The 15,801-nt window shown below is 68.4% G+C and carries 19 protein-coding genes; 10 read left to right on the plus strand and 9 right to left on the minus strand.

The window, feature by feature from the left end:
- Entirely contained in the window at positions 1–678 is a 678-nt protein-coding gene (locus HQ308_RS00345; protein ID WP_222631246.1) for an SDR family oxidoreductase, read from the plus strand.
- 6 nt (positions 679–684) lie between these two features.
- Here the strand turns inward: HQ308_RS00345 and HQ308_RS00350 are convergent, their stop codons facing one another.
- Positions 685–1,698 carry an AraC family transcriptional regulator gene (locus HQ308_RS00350; protein ID WP_285184736.1) on the minus strand — a complete coding sequence of 338 codons (1,014 nt, stop codon included), beginning with the start codon at positions 1,696–1,698 and terminating at the stop codon, positions 685–687.
- Between the two features lie 81 nt (positions 1,699–1,779).
- On the opposite strand from HQ308_RS00350, the gene HQ308_RS00355 reads away from it, so the two are divergent.
- Entirely contained in the window at positions 1,780–3,378 is a 1,599-nt protein-coding gene (locus HQ308_RS00355) for an NAD(P)/FAD-dependent oxidoreductase (RefSeq protein ID WP_222645183.1), read from the plus strand.
- Between the two features lie 3 nt (positions 3,379–3,381).
- A complete protein-coding gene (locus tag HQ308_RS00360; RefSeq protein WP_222645184.1) occupies positions 3,382–4,101 on the plus strand; it encodes a Clp protease N-terminal domain-containing protein in 720 nt (239 codons plus the stop codon).
- A 17-nt stretch (positions 4,102–4,118) separates the two neighbouring features.
- Here HQ308_RS00360 and HQ308_RS00365 read toward each other — a convergent pair whose 3' ends face one another.
- Positions 4,119–4,943: an SDR family oxidoreductase gene (locus HQ308_RS00365; protein WP_037185420.1), complete on the minus strand. Its 825-nt coding sequence runs from the start codon at positions 4,941–4,943 to the stop codon at positions 4,119–4,121.
- Positions 4,944–5,069: 126 nt separating this feature from the next.
- On the opposite strand from HQ308_RS00365, the gene HQ308_RS00370 reads away from it, so the two are divergent.
- From HQ308_RS00370 to HQ308_RS00385, 4 genes are read left to right on the plus strand one after another with little or no spacing between them, the layout of a single operon-like run.
- Complete coding sequence (locus tag HQ308_RS00370) at positions 5,070–5,564, plus strand: SRPBCC family protein (RefSeq protein WP_056444477.1); 495 nt, start codon at positions 5,070–5,072, stop codon at positions 5,562–5,564.
- Between the two features lie 27 nt (positions 5,565–5,591).
- Positions 5,592–6,506: a TIGR03620 family F420-dependent LLM class oxidoreductase gene (locus HQ308_RS00375; protein WP_222645185.1), complete on the plus strand. Its 915-nt coding sequence runs from the start codon at positions 5,592–5,594 to the stop codon at positions 6,504–6,506.
- Between the two features lie 56 nt (positions 6,507–6,562).
- On the plus strand, positions 6,563–7,552 hold the full coding sequence (locus HQ308_RS00380) for an ABC transporter substrate-binding protein (protein ID WP_222645186.1): 990 nt from the start codon (positions 6,563–6,565) through the stop codon (positions 7,550–7,552).
- 59 nt (positions 7,553–7,611) lie between these two features.
- On the plus strand, positions 7,612–8,940 hold the full coding sequence (locus HQ308_RS00385; RefSeq protein ID WP_222645187.1) for a lipase family protein: 1,329 nt from the start codon (positions 7,612–7,614) through the stop codon (positions 8,938–8,940).
- Between the two features lie 61 nt (positions 8,941–9,001).
- Here the strand turns inward: HQ308_RS00385 and katG are convergent, their stop codons facing one another.
- A complete protein-coding gene (gene katG / locus HQ308_RS00390; protein WP_222645188.1) occupies positions 9,002–11,182 on the minus strand; it encodes a catalase/peroxidase HPI in 2,181 nt (726 codons plus the stop codon).
- A gap of 92 nt (positions 11,183–11,274) precedes the next feature.
- Positions 11,275–11,679, minus strand: a complete 405-nt coding sequence (locus HQ308_RS00395; RefSeq protein WP_037185410.1) for a Fur family transcriptional regulator — start codon at positions 11,677–11,679, stop codon at positions 11,275–11,277.
- A 159-nt stretch (positions 11,680–11,838) separates the two neighbouring features.
- Between HQ308_RS00395 and HQ308_RS00400 the strand changes: the two genes are divergently transcribed.
- On the plus strand, positions 11,839–12,180 hold the full coding sequence (locus HQ308_RS00400) for a nitroreductase/quinone reductase family protein (protein WP_222645189.1): 342 nt from the start codon (positions 11,839–11,841) through the stop codon (positions 12,178–12,180).
- Here the strand turns inward: HQ308_RS00400 and HQ308_RS00405 are convergent, their stop codons facing one another.
- The 5 genes from HQ308_RS00405 to HQ308_RS00425 form a co-directional block, all read right to left on the minus strand.
- The gene (locus HQ308_RS00405) at positions 12,181–12,516 is read right to left on the minus strand and encodes a hypothetical protein (protein ID WP_222645190.1); all 336 of its coding nucleotides are present in this window, start codon (positions 12,514–12,516) and stop codon (positions 12,181–12,183) included.
- A 346-nt stretch (positions 12,517–12,862) separates the two neighbouring features.
- The gene (locus tag HQ308_RS00410; protein WP_027505403.1) at positions 12,863–13,063 is read right to left on the minus strand and encodes a hypothetical protein; all 201 of its coding nucleotides are present in this window, start codon (positions 13,061–13,063) and stop codon (positions 12,863–12,865) included.
- A 5-nt stretch (positions 13,064–13,068) separates the two neighbouring features.
- Positions 13,069–13,692 (minus strand): FKBP-type peptidyl-prolyl cis-trans isomerase, encoded by a 624-nt coding sequence (locus HQ308_RS00415; RefSeq protein WP_222645191.1) that lies wholly within the window; start codon positions 13,690–13,692, stop codon positions 13,069–13,071.
- 15 nt (positions 13,693–13,707) lie between these two features.
- Positions 13,708–14,184, minus strand: coding sequence for an SRPBCC domain-containing protein (locus tag HQ308_RS00420; RefSeq protein ID WP_056444490.1), 477 nt, complete (start codon positions 14,182–14,184; stop codon positions 13,708–13,710).
- On the minus strand, positions 14,181–14,525 hold the full coding sequence (locus tag HQ308_RS00425; protein ID WP_056444493.1) for a helix-turn-helix transcriptional regulator: 345 nt from the start codon (positions 14,523–14,525) through the stop codon (positions 14,181–14,183). The genes HQ308_RS00420 and HQ308_RS00425 overlap by 4 nt, the downstream gene beginning before the upstream one ends.
- Positions 14,526–14,639: 114 nt before the next feature.
- Between HQ308_RS00425 and HQ308_RS00430 the strand changes: the two genes are divergently transcribed.
- Both HQ308_RS00430 and HQ308_RS00435 read left to right on the plus strand, forming a co-directional pair.
- The gene (locus HQ308_RS00430) at positions 14,640–15,203 is read left to right on the plus strand and encodes a dihydrofolate reductase family protein (protein WP_222645192.1); all 564 of its coding nucleotides are present in this window, start codon (positions 14,640–14,642) and stop codon (positions 15,201–15,203) included.
- A gap of 11 nt (positions 15,204–15,214) precedes the next feature.
- Positions 15,215–15,775, plus strand: a complete 561-nt coding sequence (locus tag HQ308_RS00435; protein ID WP_222645193.1) for a dihydrofolate reductase family protein — start codon at positions 15,215–15,217, stop codon at positions 15,773–15,775.
- The last annotated feature ends 26 nt before the right edge of the window (positions 15,776–15,801 follow it).

The following is a 15,801-nucleotide window of genomic DNA, read 5'->3' on the forward strand; positions in this document are numbered from 1 at the left end:
ATGGACCTCCCGGGCAAGCACTTCCTGGTGACCGGCGCTTCCGGCGCTCTCGGATCGCGCATCACTCGCCGCCTGCTCGACGCCGGCGCCACCGTCACCGCGTCCGGCCGCTCGGAGCAGACGCTGGCCGGTGTCGACCTGGGCAGCGCGCACCTCGTGGCGTCGGACCTGACCCACCCCGCGGCCCCGGCCGACCTGATCGCGGCGGCCAAGAGCCACACCGGAACGCTCGACGGCGTCGTGATCGCCTCGGGCGTGGTGGCGTTCGGACCCGCGGCCGAGGTGGACGACGACACCGTCGACGATCTGCTGCTGGTGGATCTGCTGGCGCCACTGCGGCTGGTGCGATCGGCACTCACCGAGGTGGAGTCCGGGGGCGTCGTCGTCAGCATCAGTGGGGTGATCGCGGAGAAGCCCGTCGGCGGGATGGCTGCGTACTGCGCGGCGAAGGCCGGGATCAGCGCGTTCGTCGAGGCGGCTCGACCGGAAGCGCGTCGGCGCAAGCTGCGGGTCGTGGACGTACGTCCGCCGCACACCGAGACCGGTCTGGCCGGGCGCGCGATCGCGGGCACGGCGCCCACCATGCCGGACGGTCTCGATCCGGACGCTGTCGCCGACCGGATCGTCAAGGCCATCGTGGACGACGAGAAGGATCTGGCGTCGACCGACTTCAGTTGAGTCGGGTCAGAGAGCGCCGCGGCGGACGGTGGTGGGCGTCGCGTTCCACCACCGTCGGCACGCACGAGTGAAGGCGGACTGCTCGGACAGTCCCACCGCGGCCGCGATCTGACTCATCGGCAGCGACGTCGTCGTGAGGTACCGATGGGCCTCCGTGCGGCGCACCTCGTCGACGATCGCCGCGAACGACGTTCCCTCCCCGGCCAATCGGCGTTGCAACGTCCGCGGGTGCAGGTTCAGCAGATGTGCGGCACCGTCGATGTGCGGTGGGGTGGTGCCGAGGGACTGCTGCAGGATGGTGCGCACTCGCGGTGCCACCTCGGTGGTGGGTCCGGCGCCCTGCCGAGCGAGAAAGGCCAGGGCCAGCCGTTTGAGGTTCGAGTCTCCGCCGTGGAGCGGTCGGTTCTGGAGTGTGGCCGGGACCCGGAGGACGGCGGCGGGACGGCCGACGCTGACCGCGACGCCGAAGAAGTTCTCGTAGACCGACACCGGAGCCGCCGGCACGTAGGGGAGCTCGACCGAGCGGAGTCCGTACGACCCGCCGACCAGTGCGATGGTGGCGCGGTGGAGGAACCCCAGCCCCATGTCGGTGCCCTGGACGGGCGCGACGACCCCGGGCTTCGTTCCGTACCGCAGCGCGACGATCCCCGGCGTCCCGTACGGGTCGGGTTCGGCACGCAGGCTGAGCGACTGGGCATGGATGAACAGGTAGTGCTCGGTGCACTCGAGTGCCTCGCCCACGGTCGAGGAGTTCTGGATCGCGAGTGCGAGCGGACCGAGCATGCCGAGATCCTGGCGCCGTGCGATCCGCAACCCCAGATCGGGGCACGCCAGCTCCGCCGCGGCGATCTCGAGAACTGCGGCCATGGCGACGTCCTCGACGAGGAGGTCGTCGGCGTCGAGCGCGTCCACGGGCAGCCCCGCCGCGACGGCGTACGCCTCGGCGTCCCCGCCCAGTTCGGCCACGGTCGCGCGGAAGCCGCGGAGACCGGCGGAGCGGATGGCGGGCACAGCGCTCACCTTGGGTCAGTTGTCGTCTGAAGTCAACTAGTTGTCGTGAGGTGTCAAGCCATCGGGTGGTGGCACGAGGACACTGGAGTCATGACGTCCACCACCGATCGACTCGACTCGTCCCCGACCGACACCACCCTCGAGCATCTCGACGTGATCGTCGTCGGCGCCGGGCTCTCCGGCGTCGGTGCGGGCTACCGCCTGTCGACGGAGCATCCCGGCAAGTCCTGGGCCATCCTCGAGGCGCGGTCCTCGATGGGCGGCACCTGGGATCTGTTCCGCTACCCGGGTGTGCGCTCGGACTCCGACATGTACACGCTCGGCTACCAGTTCAAGCCGTGGCGCGAGGCGAAGTCCATCGCCGACGGGCACTCGATTCTGTCGTACATCAAGGAGACCGCTGCGGAGTTCGGGATCGACGAGCACATCCGGTACGGGACCCGCGTCGTCGGCGCAGATTTCTCCACCGCGGAGGCTCGCTGGACCCTGACTCTCGACGTGACCGACCAGTCGGGCACCTCGCAGCAGCAGATCACCTGCGGCTTCCTGTACTGCTGCTCGGGCTACTACGACTACGCCAAGGGCTACAACCCCGACATCCCGGGACTCGACACGTTCGAGGGCACCGTGGTGCATCCCCAGTTCTGGCCCGACGATCTGGACTACGCCGGCAAGAACGTCGTCGTGATCGGCAGTGGCGCCACCGCGGTGACCCTCGTGCCGTCGATGGCGCGCGACGCCGGTCACGTCACGATGCTGCAGCGTTCACCCACCTGGATCAGCGCGGTCCCCGGACGGGACAAGCAGGCGGACAAGATCCGTGATCTTCTCCCGGCAGGCTTGGCGCACAGCGTGATCCGCATCAAGAACATTCTGTTCAGCACCGGTTTCTACCAGTTCTGTCGGCGTCGTCCGCAGGCGGCACGGCGGCTCCTCACCAACCTCTCGACCAAGATCCTGGGCGACGAGAAGCTGGTGGCCGAGCACTTCACGCCCGAGTACAACCCCTGGGATCAGCGACTGTGCGCCGTCCCCGATGCCGATCTGTTCAAGGCGATGAAGAAGGGGAAGGCGTCGGTCGTCACCGACCGCATCGCCTCCGTGCGGCCCGACGGCATCGACCTGCAATCGGGCGCCTCGTTGCCCGCCGACGTCATCGTCACCGCGACGGGACTGCAACTGCTCGCCTTCGGCGGTATCGAGCCCAAGGTGGACGGCGTGACCGTCGATCTGTCGAAGCAGTTCGTGTGGCAGGGCGCCATGATGACGGGTGTCCCCAACTTCGCCATCTGCATCGGATACACCAACGCGTCGTGGACTCTGCGCGCCGATCTGACGTCGCGTCTCGTGTGCCGCGTGCTCGGCTACATGGACGACAAGGACTTCGCGTCCATCGTCCCGCAGCCCGACGGCCCGCTCGAGGAGCGTCCGCTGCTGGACCTGCAGTCCGGCTACGTCCAGCGCTCGATCGACGCCTTTCCCCGGCAGGGCGATCACGGCCCGTGGCTGGTGCGTCAGAACTACATCCTCGACTCCGTCACCACGCTGCGGGGCGATCTCGGCAAGACCCTCTCGGGCACGCCGCGTCGGTCGGTGCGACGCGCCGCCGGAGTCGCCCGACGCGCACCGCAGAAGACCACCCATCGTCAACTTGGGGTTGACGATGGGTGGTCGTCACCCTACGGTTGACGCATGACCGATACCGATCCCGCGCCCGGCGTGCGCCTCGACGATCTGATCGTCGCCGTCTCTCGCACCGACACCGACCCCCTGATCCAGCTCTCGCGAGCCGTCGTCGCCGCCGAGCGACTCGGCGACGTGGCCGACCATCTCGTCGGACACTTCGTCGACCAGGCTCGTCGGTCCGGGGCGTCCTGGACCGACATCGGCCGCAGTATGGGAGTGAGCAAACAGGCCGTGCAGAAGAAGTTCGTGGCCAGGCCGCACGCCGACGAGGCATTGAACCCGAGCCAGGGTTTCGCTCGTTTCACCGAGCGCGCGAAGAACATCGTGGTGGCGGCGCAGACCGAGGCCCGAGCGCAACGAGCATCGTCGATCACTCCCGACCATCTCGTGATCGGACTGGTGCAGGACCCCGACTCGTTCGGCACCCGTCTGCTCGCGACACAATCGGTGACGCCCGACGACGTACGCGCCGCCGTCTCGGCACGAGGTTCGTCCGCGGGGGAGCACGGTGAGCCGCCGGCACTCGTTCCGTTCGATGCTGCGACGGCGAAAATTCTGGAACTGACGTTCCGCGAGGCGCTGCGCCTCGGCCACGACTACGTCGGCACCGAACACGTGCTGCTCGCGATGCTGGAGTTCGAGAACGGGACGGGGCTGCTCAGTGGTCTCGGCGTGACGAGGGACCAGGTGGAGACCGACCTCGCTGCCGCTCTCGATCTGTCCTGAGAGCGGCAGCGCGTCCGTCACATGCCGCGGCGCATCACGGCGTAGTAGGCGGACGGGAACACGCGGGCGAGGATGTCGACGGTGTGGGCACTCGCGGCGATGAGGACCCGTCCCTTGCGCTTCTCGACCCCGTCGAGGATGCGGAGTGCAGCCTTGTCCGCGGGATAGGTGAGCAGTTTGGCGAAGGTGGCCTTGCCGTCCGCAATTTCCTTGTCCGTCGCTCCGGCGGCCGAACCGGCCGTCTCGGCGATGCGGGTCTTGATGCCGCCGGGGTGCACCGACGTCACGCCGATCGTCGGCGCCAGTTCGTGGCGCAGGCACTCGGTGAACCCGCGGATGGCGAACTTCGACGACGAGTAGGCCGACTGCCCCGGAGGCGCCACGATGCCGAACAAGCTCGACACGTTGACGATGTGCGCGCCCGTGGATCGGCGCATCGTCGGCAGCAGACGTCGGGTGATGTCCACCGGCGCATGGAAGTTGATGGTCATCACCGAGTCGAAGTCCTTGGCGGTGAGTTGCTCGAACGAGCCGCCGAACGCGATACCGGCGTTGTTGATCAGCAGGTCGATGCGCTCGTGCCGCTCGATCACACCGTCGATGACCACGCCGAGCGCGTCGAGGTCGGAGAGGTCCGCGACGACGACGTCGACGCTGCGTGCCGGTGAGGCGGACTCGATGGCGCGTGCGACGTCGGCGAGCCGATCGGCGTCCCGGTCGAGCAGGATCAGATCGGTGCCCCGTCGCGCGAGCTCGTGGGCCATCTGCTCACCCATGCCACTGGCGGCGCCGGTGACGAGCGCGGTGGCGCCGGGAAAGCGGAAGGGGGGCAAGGACGACATGACAACTCCTGAGCTCGGCGGTACCAACGTCTCGATCATCGCGGACGGCGGGCCGTCGTTCTTGACTTCAGGCGACACCGTCGTCGATCGCCCGCATCGAGGCTGTCGGGTCGCTACGGTGCACCGGTGACGCCTGACTCGACCGCTCCGCTCGCGTCCGGATCCGTGACGGTCCGCGCCGATGCCGAGGACGTGTACGCCCTCCTGACCGATCTCGACCGACTCGCCGATCTGGCGGACGAGACACACTCGATGCGGTGGGTGGGGAGCTCCGGCGCCCGTCCGGGTGCGTCCTTCGTCGGTCGGAACCGCAACGGTCTGCATCGATGGTCGACCACATGCACCGTGACCGCCGCCGACCCCGGAGCAACCTTCGCCTTCGACGTGCACTACGGCCCGTTCTCGCTGCCGATCGCGCACTGGCGCTACGACATCGACGGCGGTGGCGACGGCGGCGAGACCACGGTGACCGAGCGGATGTGGGACCGGCGTCCGCGGTGGTTCGTCGGCGTCGGCGGACTGGCGACGGGTGTCCGCGACCGCGCCACGGTCAACGGCGACCACATCGCGGCCACCCTCGAACGGCTCCGGCAGACCGTCGACGGTCCCCCGGATTCGTAGGGTGCGAGTGCGGGCACACTGGACGCCATGACGGCACACGCGACGATCGGCATCTGGACCGGAACGCTCGACGGGGTCTCCGCCTCCGCGGTTCCCGACGTGGTGGGGGAGGTGGAGTCGCAGGGCTGGCACTCGCTCTGGTTCGGCGAGGCCTACGGCCGCGAGGCGCTCACCGCCGCGCAGATGTACCTCGGCGCCTCGTCGTCGCTGATCGTCGGTACCGGCATCGCGAGCATCTACGCCCGCGACGCCGTGGCGACCGCATCGGCGGCACGTACCCTGCATGCCGTCTCGGGTGGTCGGTTCGTTCTGGGACTCGGCGTGTCGCACGCTCCGCTGGTCGAGCGCATGCGCGGTCACAACTACGGCAAGCCCGTCGCGGCGATGCGGGAGTATCTCGACGCACTCGACAACGCACCCGCAGCAGTGGCGGGGGAAGAGCAGAACCCACCACGACTGCTGGCGGCGCTGGGTCCGAAGATGCTCGAGCTGTCTCGCGATCGCACCGCGGGGGCGCATCCCTACCTCGTCACACCGGAGCACACGGCGATGGCCCGCGAGATCCTCGATGCCGGGGACGGCGAGAAGCGCCCGGAACTGGTCGTCGAGCAGGCGGCGGTGGTGGACCCGGTCGCCGACACCGACGCGGAGGTGTGGGCCGAACGCGCGCACGCGCATCTGAACATCTACACCGGGCTGCCGAACTACCGGAACAACTGGGAGCGTCTGGGTTTCGGGCAGGACGACTTCGTCCGCGGCGGCAGCGAGAAGCTCGCCGAGGCGATGGTGACGCGCGGACTCGACGCGACTGTGGCCCGAGTGCGCGAGCACATCGAGGCGGGAGCCACCAGCGTCCTCGTCCAGGTCCTCGGATCCGCGATGAACGTTCCGCCGGTGGACGACTGGCGTCGACTCGGTGAGGCCCTCGAGCTTCCCCGTTGAGCTGAGGGTAGCCTTACCGCAAGCCTGCTCCACCAGTCGTCCCCGAAAGGTTCTTCATGCGCGTCTCCGTCGGTGTGTCCGTCGCGGCCACCGTTCTTCTGCTCGGAACGGCGGCGTGCAGCTCGTCGGACACGGATTCGGCGCCGGCCGCGGACGCGTCGGGAGCCTTCCCGGCCGAGGTCACCGACAAGTTCGGGACCGTGACGGTCGAGGGTGCGCCGGAGCGTCTGGTGACCGCCGGGTACAACGACCAGGACTTCGCGCTCGCTCTCGGTGTCACACCCGTGGCCACCCGCGGATTCACGGGGTACGACTACACCACCCGACCGTGGGCCCAGCAGCAGCTGAACGGTGCCACGATTCCCGAGGTGGGAAGCGACACACTCGATCTCGAAGGTGTCGCGGCCGCGGAGCCCGACCTCATCATGGCGACGTACGCCTATCTGGAGGAGCCCGAGTACCAGCAGCTCGGACAGATCGCCACGACGGTCGGCGACATCCCCGGCTCGGACGGGTCGGAGACCCCGTCGTGGCGAGACCAGTTGGCCGCGTACGGAACCGCCCTGGGCAAGACGGCCGAGGCAGAGGCCGTGCGTGACGAGGTCGACGCGACGTTCGTAGACGCCACGACCCAGAACCCGTCCTTCGCCGGCCGCACCGCTGCGGTCGCGCTCTATCTCGACGGCACCTTCTACATCCTCGACAGCGGTGACCCGCGGAACAGGTTCTTCACCGACCTCGGCTTCGCGACGCCCGAGACCACCGGAACGGTGAGCCCGGAGCGCTACGACCTGCTCGATCAGCAGACTCTCGTGCTGCTGGGCGTCACTCCCGAGGACGTCGCCGGTGATCCGCTGCTGCAGAGCCTGAACGTGGTGAAGGAGGACCGCACCGTCTACGTCGGCGAATTCGGGACCACCGTGCCGGCCGCTCTCGGTTTCGCCAGCCCCCTCAGCCTTCCGTACGCGGTGGACGCGCTCGTCCCGGTGCTCGCACGGGCCTCGGACGACGATCCGGCCACCCGCGTCGGCACCGTCGAGGGCTGATCGGTCCTGCTCACGGGTCGGAAGGTTAGTGTGACCCGACGACAGGGGTAACCGTGGGCATGAGCATCGAGCAGTACGACAGGGACGCGGGCGGCCCGCCCGAGACCGAGCACTGGTCCGAGGGCCCGGTCACCACCCCGGAGCGAGACCCGTTCTACGCCGCGCCCGACGGTTTCGAGAGTGCCGCGTGCGGCGACGTCCTGCGCACCAGACCCGTGCGCATCGGTGTGTTCGGTAGGGTGCGGCAGCGCGTGCAGGCCTGGCAGCTGCTGTACCGCACCGAGGATCTCGAGCGCGTGCCACGCGTGAGTGTCACCACGGTCTTGCTGCCCGCCGGAGCCGTCCCCGACGCGACGCGACCACTCCTGTCGTATCAGTGCGCCATAGACGCCGTCTCCGGTCGATCGTTCCCGTCGTACGCGCTCCGGCTCGGGTCACGTGCGCGCGGCACGGTGCCGCAGTACGAGTTCCTGCTCGTCCTGCACGCCCTGCGCTTGGGTTGGGCGGTCTCGATCCCGGATCACGAAGGTGCCGAGGGGCATTGGGGCGCCCCGCTCGAGCCCGGGTACTGCACTCTCGATGCCGTCCGGGCCGCGCTCTCGTTCGACGAGCTCGGTCTCGACACGACCACACCGGTCGGACTGTGGGGATACTCGGGTGGAGGGCTCGCGTCGTCCTGGGCGGCGGAGGCCGCGGAGGAGTACGCACCCGAGATCCAGGTCGTCGGAGCCGTTCTCGGGTCGCCGGTGGGTGATCCGGCGTCGGCGTTCTTCCGGCTGAACGCCACCCGCTACGCCGCGCTGCCGACTCTCGTCATCGAGGGTCTGCGGCGTACCTACCCGGCCCTGGACGACGTCATGCAGGAGTTCGTCACCGAGGAGGGTCTCGAGCTGCTGGCGTCGACGAACAAGATGACCACGATGCAGGCCATCATCGCGCTCCGCGGGTTCGACCTCGACGCCTACTCGACCATTCCCATCGCCGACGTCATGGCTCGTCCGGAGATGGTGACGATCTTCGAGGAGATCCAGCCGGGCCGCTCGGCGCCCGGATTCCCGCTGCTCGTCCTGCAGGCGACGCACGATCAGATCATCGCCGTGGACGACGTCGACGGGCAGGTCACGCGGTACCGCGATGCGGGTGCCGAGGTCGAGTACGTCCGCGATCGCACGAGCGAGCACATCACGCTGCTGCCGCTGTCGGTCCCGCTGACGCTCCGATGGCTCGACGACCGGTTCGCCGGGCGCCGACCGGGACCCGCGGCCACCAGGACCGTCTTCTCGGTGGCGGCGTCGTGGCGCAGCGCCGCGGGTTATCTGGCCATGGCAGGCTCGGCGGCGAGAGCGCTGACCGGGCTCCCCATCTCCGTCCGCTGCACCCGACGCTGAGACGACACCACCCCCGCACCGAGGACTCGGTGCGGGGGTGGTGTGGTGTTCAGGAGCGAGATCAGGCCAGTTCGAAGCGATCCAGCATCATGACCTTGTCCCACGCGGCGACGAAGTCCTGGACGAACTTGTCCTTCGCGTCGTCGCAGGCGTACACCTCGGCGATGGCGCGGAGTTCGGAGTTCGAGCCGAACACCAGGTCGTTGCGGGTGCCGGTCCACTTCGTCTCACCGGTGGCAGCATCCTTGGCCTCGTAGATGCCGTCCTCCCACGTGGGAACCCACTCGGTGCCCATGTCGAGAAGGTTCACGAAGAAGTCGTTGGACAGTGTGCCGACCTTGTCGGTCAGAACGCCGTGCGACGAGTTCTGGTAGTTGGCGCCGAGAACACGCAGACCACCGACGAGGACGGTCAGCTCGGGTGCGCTGAGTGACAACAGGTTCGCCCGGTCGACGAGGGAGTACTCCGCCGGCAGCTTCTGGCCCTTGCCGAGGAAGTTACGGAAGCCGTCGGCCTTCAGCTCGAGGTCCGAGAACGAATCGACGTCCGTCTGCTCCTGCGTGGTGTCCATGCGGCCCGGGGTGAACGGAACGCTGACGCCCGATGCCTTCTCGAGTGCCGCGACGCCGCCGAGGACGACGAGGTCGGCAAACGACACCGTTCCGGAGAACGACTCCTGGATGCCCTCGAGCACGCGGATGACCTGTGCCAACTCGTCAGGCTCGTTGACCTCCCAGCCCGCCTGCGGCTGCAGGCGCAGGCGACCGCCGTTGGCGCCGCCGCGCTTGTCGCTGACGCGGAAGGACGATGCTGCGGCCCACGCGGTCGAGATGAGCTGCTCGGTGCTCAGTCCGGAATCGAGGATGGTGGACTTGAGCTCGGCGATCTGTGCATCGTCGATCAGTTCGTGGTCGACGGCCGGGATCGGGTCCTGCCACAGCAGGGTCTCCGACGGCACCTCGGGTCCGAGGTACCGGCTGACCGGTCCCATGTCGCGGTGGGTGAGCTTGAACCACGCCTTCTGGAACTCTTCTGCGAGCTCCTCGGGGTGGTCGAGCCAGCGACGGGTGACCTGTTCGTAGATCGGGTCGACGCGCATCGCGATGTCCGAGGTCAGCATCGACGGATGGCGACGCTTGGTCGGGTCCGCGGGATCCGGAACCAGGTCCGCACCCTCACCGTTCTTCGGACGCCACTGGTGTGCGCCGCCGGGGCTCTTGTAGAGCTCCCACTCGAAGCCGTAGAGCGTCTCGAGGAAGGTGTTGTCCCACTGCGTCGGGGTCGGGGTCCAGATGACCTCGAGGCCACTCGTGATCGCGTCTGCGCCGACACCGCTCTGGAAGCTGTTCTTCCAGCCCAGGCCCATCTGCTCGATCGGGGCGCCCTCGGGCTCGGCTCCGATGTGCGCATCGGGGTCGGCCGCACCGTGGGTCTTGCCGAAGGTGTGTCCGCCGACGGCCAGTGCTGCGGTCTCGACGTCGTTCATGGCCATGCGACCGAAGGTCTCGCGGATGTCCAGTGCGGACTGCACGGGATCCGGGTTGCCGTTCGGGCCTTCGGGATTGACGTAGATCAGGCCCATCTGCACGGCGGCCAGCGGGTTCTCGAGGCTCGTGCGATCACCGTCGTAGCGCTCGTCGCCCAGCCACGTCTGCTCGGGGCCCCAGTAGACGTCCTCGTCCGGCTCCCAGGCGTCGACGCGACCGCCGGCGTAGCCGTAGGTGGGCAGTCCCATGGACTCGATGGCGACGTTGCCGGTCAGGACGATGAGGTCGGCCCAGGAGAGCTTGCGGCCGTACTTCTGCTTCACGGGCCAGATCAGGCGACGGGCCTTGTCCAGGCTCGCGTTGTCCGGCCAGCTGTTCAACGGTGCGAAGCGCTGCATGCCGGCTCCGGCTCCGCCGCGTCCGTCCTGCTTGCGGTACGTGCCGGCCGCGTGCCACGCCATACGGATGAAGAAGGGGCCGTAGTGGCCGAAGTCCGCGGGCCACCACGGCTGCGAGTTCGTCATGACGGCTTCGATGTCGCGCTTGACCTCGGCGAGATCGAGCGAGTTGAACTCGGCCGCGTAGTCGTAGTCGGCGCCCATCGGATCGCCGACGGCGGGGTTCTTCTTCAGGATCTTGAGGTTCAGTGCCTTGGGCCACCACTCGTGGTTGGTGCCACCCTCGACCGGCATCGGCATCTTGTCGTGCATGACAGGGCAGCCGCCGGACGCGTCCTGCGGCTGGTCCTGGTTCATCTCTTTTTCGCGTGTTGTGTGGTCCTCGGACACGAGTTTCCCTCCAAGAGAAGATGAATGAACTGATTTCGCGGCGCCTTCGCGCCTCGAGATCAGGGGCTGACGCTGGTGGAGCAGTTCTCGCACAGGCCCCAGTAGATGACCTCTGCCTCGTCGACGACGAAACCATGGGCCTCCGACGGAGTGAGGCACGGAGCCTCGCCGACGGCGCATTCCACGTCGGCGATGGTGCCGCACGCGCGGCACACGACATGGTGGTGATTGTCGCCGATTCTGCTCTCGTACCGCGAGACCGAGCCGGACGGCTGGATGCGCCGTACCAGTCCTGCGGTGGTGAGAGCGTGGAGCACGTCGTACACGGCCTGGCGGGAGACATCGGGCAGGGTGGCCCGAACGGCTCCGTAGACGGTGTCGGTGTCGGCGTGCGGATGTTCGTGCACCGCGTCGAGCACCGCCAGACGGGGGCGGGTGACTCGGAGCGCGGCACCACGCAGCATCTCCGGGTAGTTCGACGATGGGCTCACGTCGAACAGTATGCACGACTTTTCTGGAATGAGTCAGGAAACGGGGCGCGAACACGGGTCGAACGGCGTGTCGTCCGGCCCCCGCGGGGGCATGATGCGAGGCGACATCCAACGCTCGCAGGGGGTACGAAGATGACCGCGTTCCAGACCGTCGCCAACGCCGCGAACCAGGTCGTTCGACCGCTGATGCGACTGCCTGTGCTGTCCGCCGTTCTCGGGCGTGGCCTGGCCACCATCACCTACACCGGCCGACGGTCGGGCCGGACCATCTCGCTGCCCGTCTCCTACCGGCGATCGGGCGACAGGGTCACCGTGATGGTCGCGGCACCGAGCCAGAAAGCCTGGTGGCGCAACTTCCATCCCGACCCCGCCCCGGTGACCGTCGACATCGCGGGCCATCAGCATCGGGGGAGCGCACAGGCGGTGGTCTCCGACAAGGGGGGCGTGCGTGTCGTGATCACCCTCGACAGCTGATCAACGGAGTACGACGAGCTGCTTGGTCGCGCGGGTCATCGCCACGTAGCGATCGACGGCGCTGTCCGCACTCGACCGGTCGACGAGATCGAACCCGAGGCCCTTCGCCGATCGTGCGCTCGACGATCGGATCCTCGCGGTGTCCGGTAGAGACGGCATCCCGATGACGCAGGCCACACCCTCACTCGTCGCGGCCCGCTCGTCCAGCACCGCCGCCAGGTCGTCGACGTCGGCGTGCCGGACGCCCACGCCGGTGGTGCGCACCGAGCGTGGCACGAGCGCGGCGCGCGCGCATCGCCGTCGCCCGTGGATCGCCGAGGCGGCGACGAGCGACATCGAGGACCGGGAGATCTGCTGTGGTCCAGGGGGACCCGACGTTCCTGCGGACCGCCGCCCTGTCATCGTCGTCGAGCCAGGGTGCGCAGTGGCGTAGGTACGCCCGCACAGTCCAGAGGTCGGCGACGAGATCGGGAGCATCGATCACCGTCCACGACGACTCCACTCGGTCGCAGAGCTCGTCGATTTCACGCAGCGACGACGCCAGCTCGCGGGCCGACACGTTCGCGACGAGGCGGTCGACGAGGATCTCGCCCAGAACCGCCCAGATCTCCTCTCGCGCATCGTTGTGCGGAGTCTCCGCCTGCGGTGCCGCAGTGCCGCGTCGATTCTGGCGAGGTTCCCCTCATCGCCGATCGTCGCGTGCCTCGGCCAACCGCCTGATCGCGGACGGCCCCACTCCGTGTAGCGCGGACAAAGTCGCGAGGTTCGCCGGGAGGTCGTGCACCGTGCGATACCCCGCGTCGATCAACGCACCGGTCGCCGGCCGGCCGATGCGGACACCGTCGAACAGCGGTCCGCGGTCGACCGGCACGTCCCTCGTCATGCTGCTCAGCTGACGCCGAGAACCTTGATCGCGAAGATCAGAGAATCGCCCTGCTGGATGCCCGCGCGCGGCTGACCGTTGGGGTAACCGTCCGCGGAGGTCACCGCGACGCCGATCGTCGATCCCACGGTCTGGCCGGCGATGGCCTTCTGGAAACCGGCCACGACACCGTCGAGGGGGAATTCGACCGGGGCGCCGCGCTCGTAGCTGCTGTCGAAGGTGGATCCGTCGCGTCCGTTGACGCCCATATAGCAGACGGAGACGGTGGCGTCCGCCGCGACGACGGGGCCGTCGCCGGTCTGCAATGTCTGCACCTGCGTCTCCGCGACGCTGAAGGGTGCCTCGACGGTGACCAGGGGAGCGGCATCGTCGGTGGACCCGGTCACCGCGATGCTGCCCGTGTCACCGTCGAGGTCCCACTCGGCCGCGGCACCGGACTCGGGCGCCGCGGTGGGGCACGACTCGGCAGCTGCGGTCGACGACGACCCCGCGGACGAGGATGCGGCGCTGGAGGAGGTGGCGGCAGATGGCGTGTCGTTGTCGGAGCTGCATCCGGACAGCACCAGGACGAGCGACGCGGACGAGGCCAGCAGGACACCGAGGGTACGAGAGGAGTTCACGCCCGACACGCTACAGCCGCCCGACTACTCGACCAGCCGGGCGAGTGCTGCGGTGACCGAGCCCCACCCTTCCGCGAACCCGAGGCTCGCGTGACGATCGCGTGTCGTCGGATCTCCGTGACGGACGACGGCCCGGTAAGCAGTGCCGCGCGGGTGGTCGGTCAGCGTGATCTCCGCTGACATCGCGACCGGCTGCGGCGACGCGGGGCGCCACCCGCTGTCGAGAGTGTTGGTGAACACCAGCCGGGTGTCGGGCTCGACGACGAGGAACACGGCGTCGGTGTGGGGCACGAATGTCGTTCCGTCGTCGCTCATCTCGGTGACGAACGCCCCGCCCGGTCGCACCTCCAGGTGGTCCACCCGAGTGACGGTGGGTGCCGGTGTCCACCACTGTGACAGCAACGACGAGTTCGTCCATGCCTCCCAGATGCGGTGACGAGGAGCCGCGATGACGCGATCGAGTACGAGGTCGAGGGCAGGATCGATCGGGAGCGCGGTCATGAGTCTTCTTCCGTCGGAGTCGGGGAGGTGACGAGTTGTTCGAGCCGATCCGTGCGGCTCTCCCAGAGGTGTCGTTGATCGTCGAGCCAGTCCTGGACGAGGTCGAGTCGTTCCCTGTGCAGAGTGCACGTCCGGACGCGTCCTACTTTGGCCGTGCGAATGAGCCCGCTCGACTCGAGACTGCGGACGTGTTTGAGGAAGGTGGGAAGCGCGATCGGGAACGGCGCCGCCAGTTCACCGACGCTTGCCGGACCGGCACCGAGACGCCGGACGACTGCTCGCCGCGTCGGATCTCCGAGGGCGGTGAGCACGGCGTCGAGTTCTGCCGTATGGTTAGCCATAAGGGTAAGTATTACAGGCGATCCGGGGTGTGGCGCAACCGATGACTTTCGGGGTGCGCGTCGGTCAGAGTGTTCGTGGGCCGACCAGCGCCCACCGGGAACGAAGGAGTGCACATGCGCACGTTGATCGTCACCGCGTTCGTCTCGCTCGACGGCGTGATGGAGGCGCCTGGTGGAGAGGCCGGATACCGCAACGCGGGCTGGACCTTCAGGGACGTCGAGTTCGACGAGGCCGCGTACGAGATCAAGGGGCGGGAGCAGGGGGAGGCCGCCGCACTGCTGCTCGGTCGCCGATCCTACGAGGCGTTCGCGCCCGTGTGGCCGACGATGGAGGACTTCGCCGGATACAACGCCATGCCGCGGTACGTGGTCTCGACGACGCTCGACGATGATGATTCGCGTTGGCCTGCAACGGTTCTTCGATCACTCGACGACGTCGCCGCGCTGAAGGAGACCGACGGCGGACCGATCCTCGTGCACGGGAGCGCGACGCTGGGACGTGCGTTGGCCGACGCCGGGCTGGTCGACAGATACCACCTGCTGGTGTTCCCGTTGCTGCTCGGCGCCGGACTGCGCCTGTTCAGCGACACGGACAAGGACACCACGGTGCTGACGCTCGTCGAGCACGAGGTCTACGGCAACGGTGTCCAGAAGCAGGTGTTCGATGTGCGCCGCTGACGGGGAACGTCATGCGGACACTGAGATTCGCGATGAACGCGAGTGTGGACGGTTACGTCGCGGCGCCCGATGGCGACCTCGGCTGGAGCGTGCCGAGCGACGAGGCGTTCCAGTGGTGGTTCGACCGCGTCGACTCGACGGGACTCACGCTCTACGGGCGGAGGCTGTGGGAGTCGATGAACGCGCACTGGCCGTCGGCCGATCGGCGGCCAGGGGCGACGCCCGCGCACGTCGAGTACGCCCGTCGGTGGCGCGACATGCCCAAGGTGGTGTTCTCGTCCACCCTGGACGCGGTGGAGGGCAACGCGCGGCTCGTCACAGGTGACGCCGTGGCGGAGATCGTCCGACTGAAGGCCGGCGACGGTGGGCCGATGGACATCGGCGGCGCCACACTGGCCGCGGCGGCGATGCGGGCCGGGCTGATCGACGAGTACGTGATCATGACGCACCCCGTTCTGGTGGGCGCCGGTACGCCGTTCTTCACGGCGCTCGACGAGTGGGCGGGTCTGGAGTTGGTGGAGACGCGGACGTTCTCGGGTGGACTGCACCTGGCGAGGTACCTGGCGCGGTAGGGGGCGGGAGATTCACGATAGTTGAC

The sequence above is a fragment of the Rhodococcus sp. BP-241 genome (assembly GCF_019836145.1).
Lineage (GTDB): Bacteria > Actinomycetota > Actinomycetes > Mycobacteriales > Mycobacteriaceae > Rhodococcoides.

Bases quoted from the DNA above. Each gene is read 5' to 3' on its own strand.
- katG (WP_222645188.1), bottom strand. From the start codon at position 11,182: ATGAACCAGGACCAGCCGCAGGACGCGTCCGGCGGCTGCCCTGTCATG.
- HQ308_RS00400 (WP_222645189.1), top strand. From the start codon at position 11,839: ATGACCGCGTTCCAGACCGTCGCCAACGCCGCGAACCAGGTCGTTCGA.
- HQ308_RS00405 (WP_222645190.1), bottom strand. From the start codon at position 12,516: ATGTCGCTCGTCGCCGCCTCGGCGATCCACGGGCGACGGCGATGCGCG.
- HQ308_RS00375 (WP_222645185.1), top strand. From the start codon at position 5,592: ATGACGGCACACGCGACGATCGGCATCTGGACCGGAACGCTCGACGGG.
- HQ308_RS00365 (WP_037185420.1), bottom strand. From the start codon at position 4,943: ATGTCGTCCTTGCCCCCCTTCCGCTTTCCCGGCGCCACCGCGCTCGTC.
- HQ308_RS00380 (WP_222645186.1), top strand. From the start codon at position 6,563: ATGCGCGTCTCCGTCGGTGTGTCCGTCGCGGCCACCGTTCTTCTGCTC.
- HQ308_RS00425 (WP_056444493.1), bottom strand. From the start codon at position 14,525: ATGGCTAACCATACGGCAGAACTCGACGCCGTGCTCACCGCCCTCGGA.
- HQ308_RS00360 (WP_222645184.1), top strand. From the start codon at position 3,382: ATGACCGATACCGATCCCGCGCCCGGCGTGCGCCTCGACGATCTGATC.
- HQ308_RS00410 (WP_027505403.1), bottom strand. From the start codon at position 13,063: ATGACGAGGGACGTGCCGGTCGACCGCGGACCGCTGTTCGACGGTGTC.
- HQ308_RS00345 (WP_222631246.1), top strand. From the start codon at position 1: ATGGACCTCCCGGGCAAGCACTTCCTGGTGACCGGCGCTTCCGGCGCT.
- HQ308_RS00395 (WP_037185410.1), bottom strand. From the start codon at position 11,679: ATGCTGCGTGGTGCCGCGCTCCGAGTCACCCGCCCCCGTCTGGCGGTG.
- HQ308_RS00355 (WP_222645183.1), top strand. From the start codon at position 1,780: ATGACGTCCACCACCGATCGACTCGACTCGTCCCCGACCGACACCACC.
- HQ308_RS00385 (WP_222645187.1), top strand. From the start codon at position 7,612: ATGAGCATCGAGCAGTACGACAGGGACGCGGGCGGCCCGCCCGAGACC.
- HQ308_RS00420 (WP_056444490.1), bottom strand. From the start codon at position 14,184: ATGACCGCGCTCCCGATCGATCCTGCCCTCGACCTCGTACTCGATCGC.
- HQ308_RS00430 (WP_222645192.1), top strand. From the start codon at position 14,640: ATGCGCACGTTGATCGTCACCGCGTTCGTCTCGCTCGACGGCGTGATG.
- HQ308_RS00435 (WP_222645193.1), top strand. From the start codon at position 15,215: ATGCGGACACTGAGATTCGCGATGAACGCGAGTGTGGACGGTTACGTC.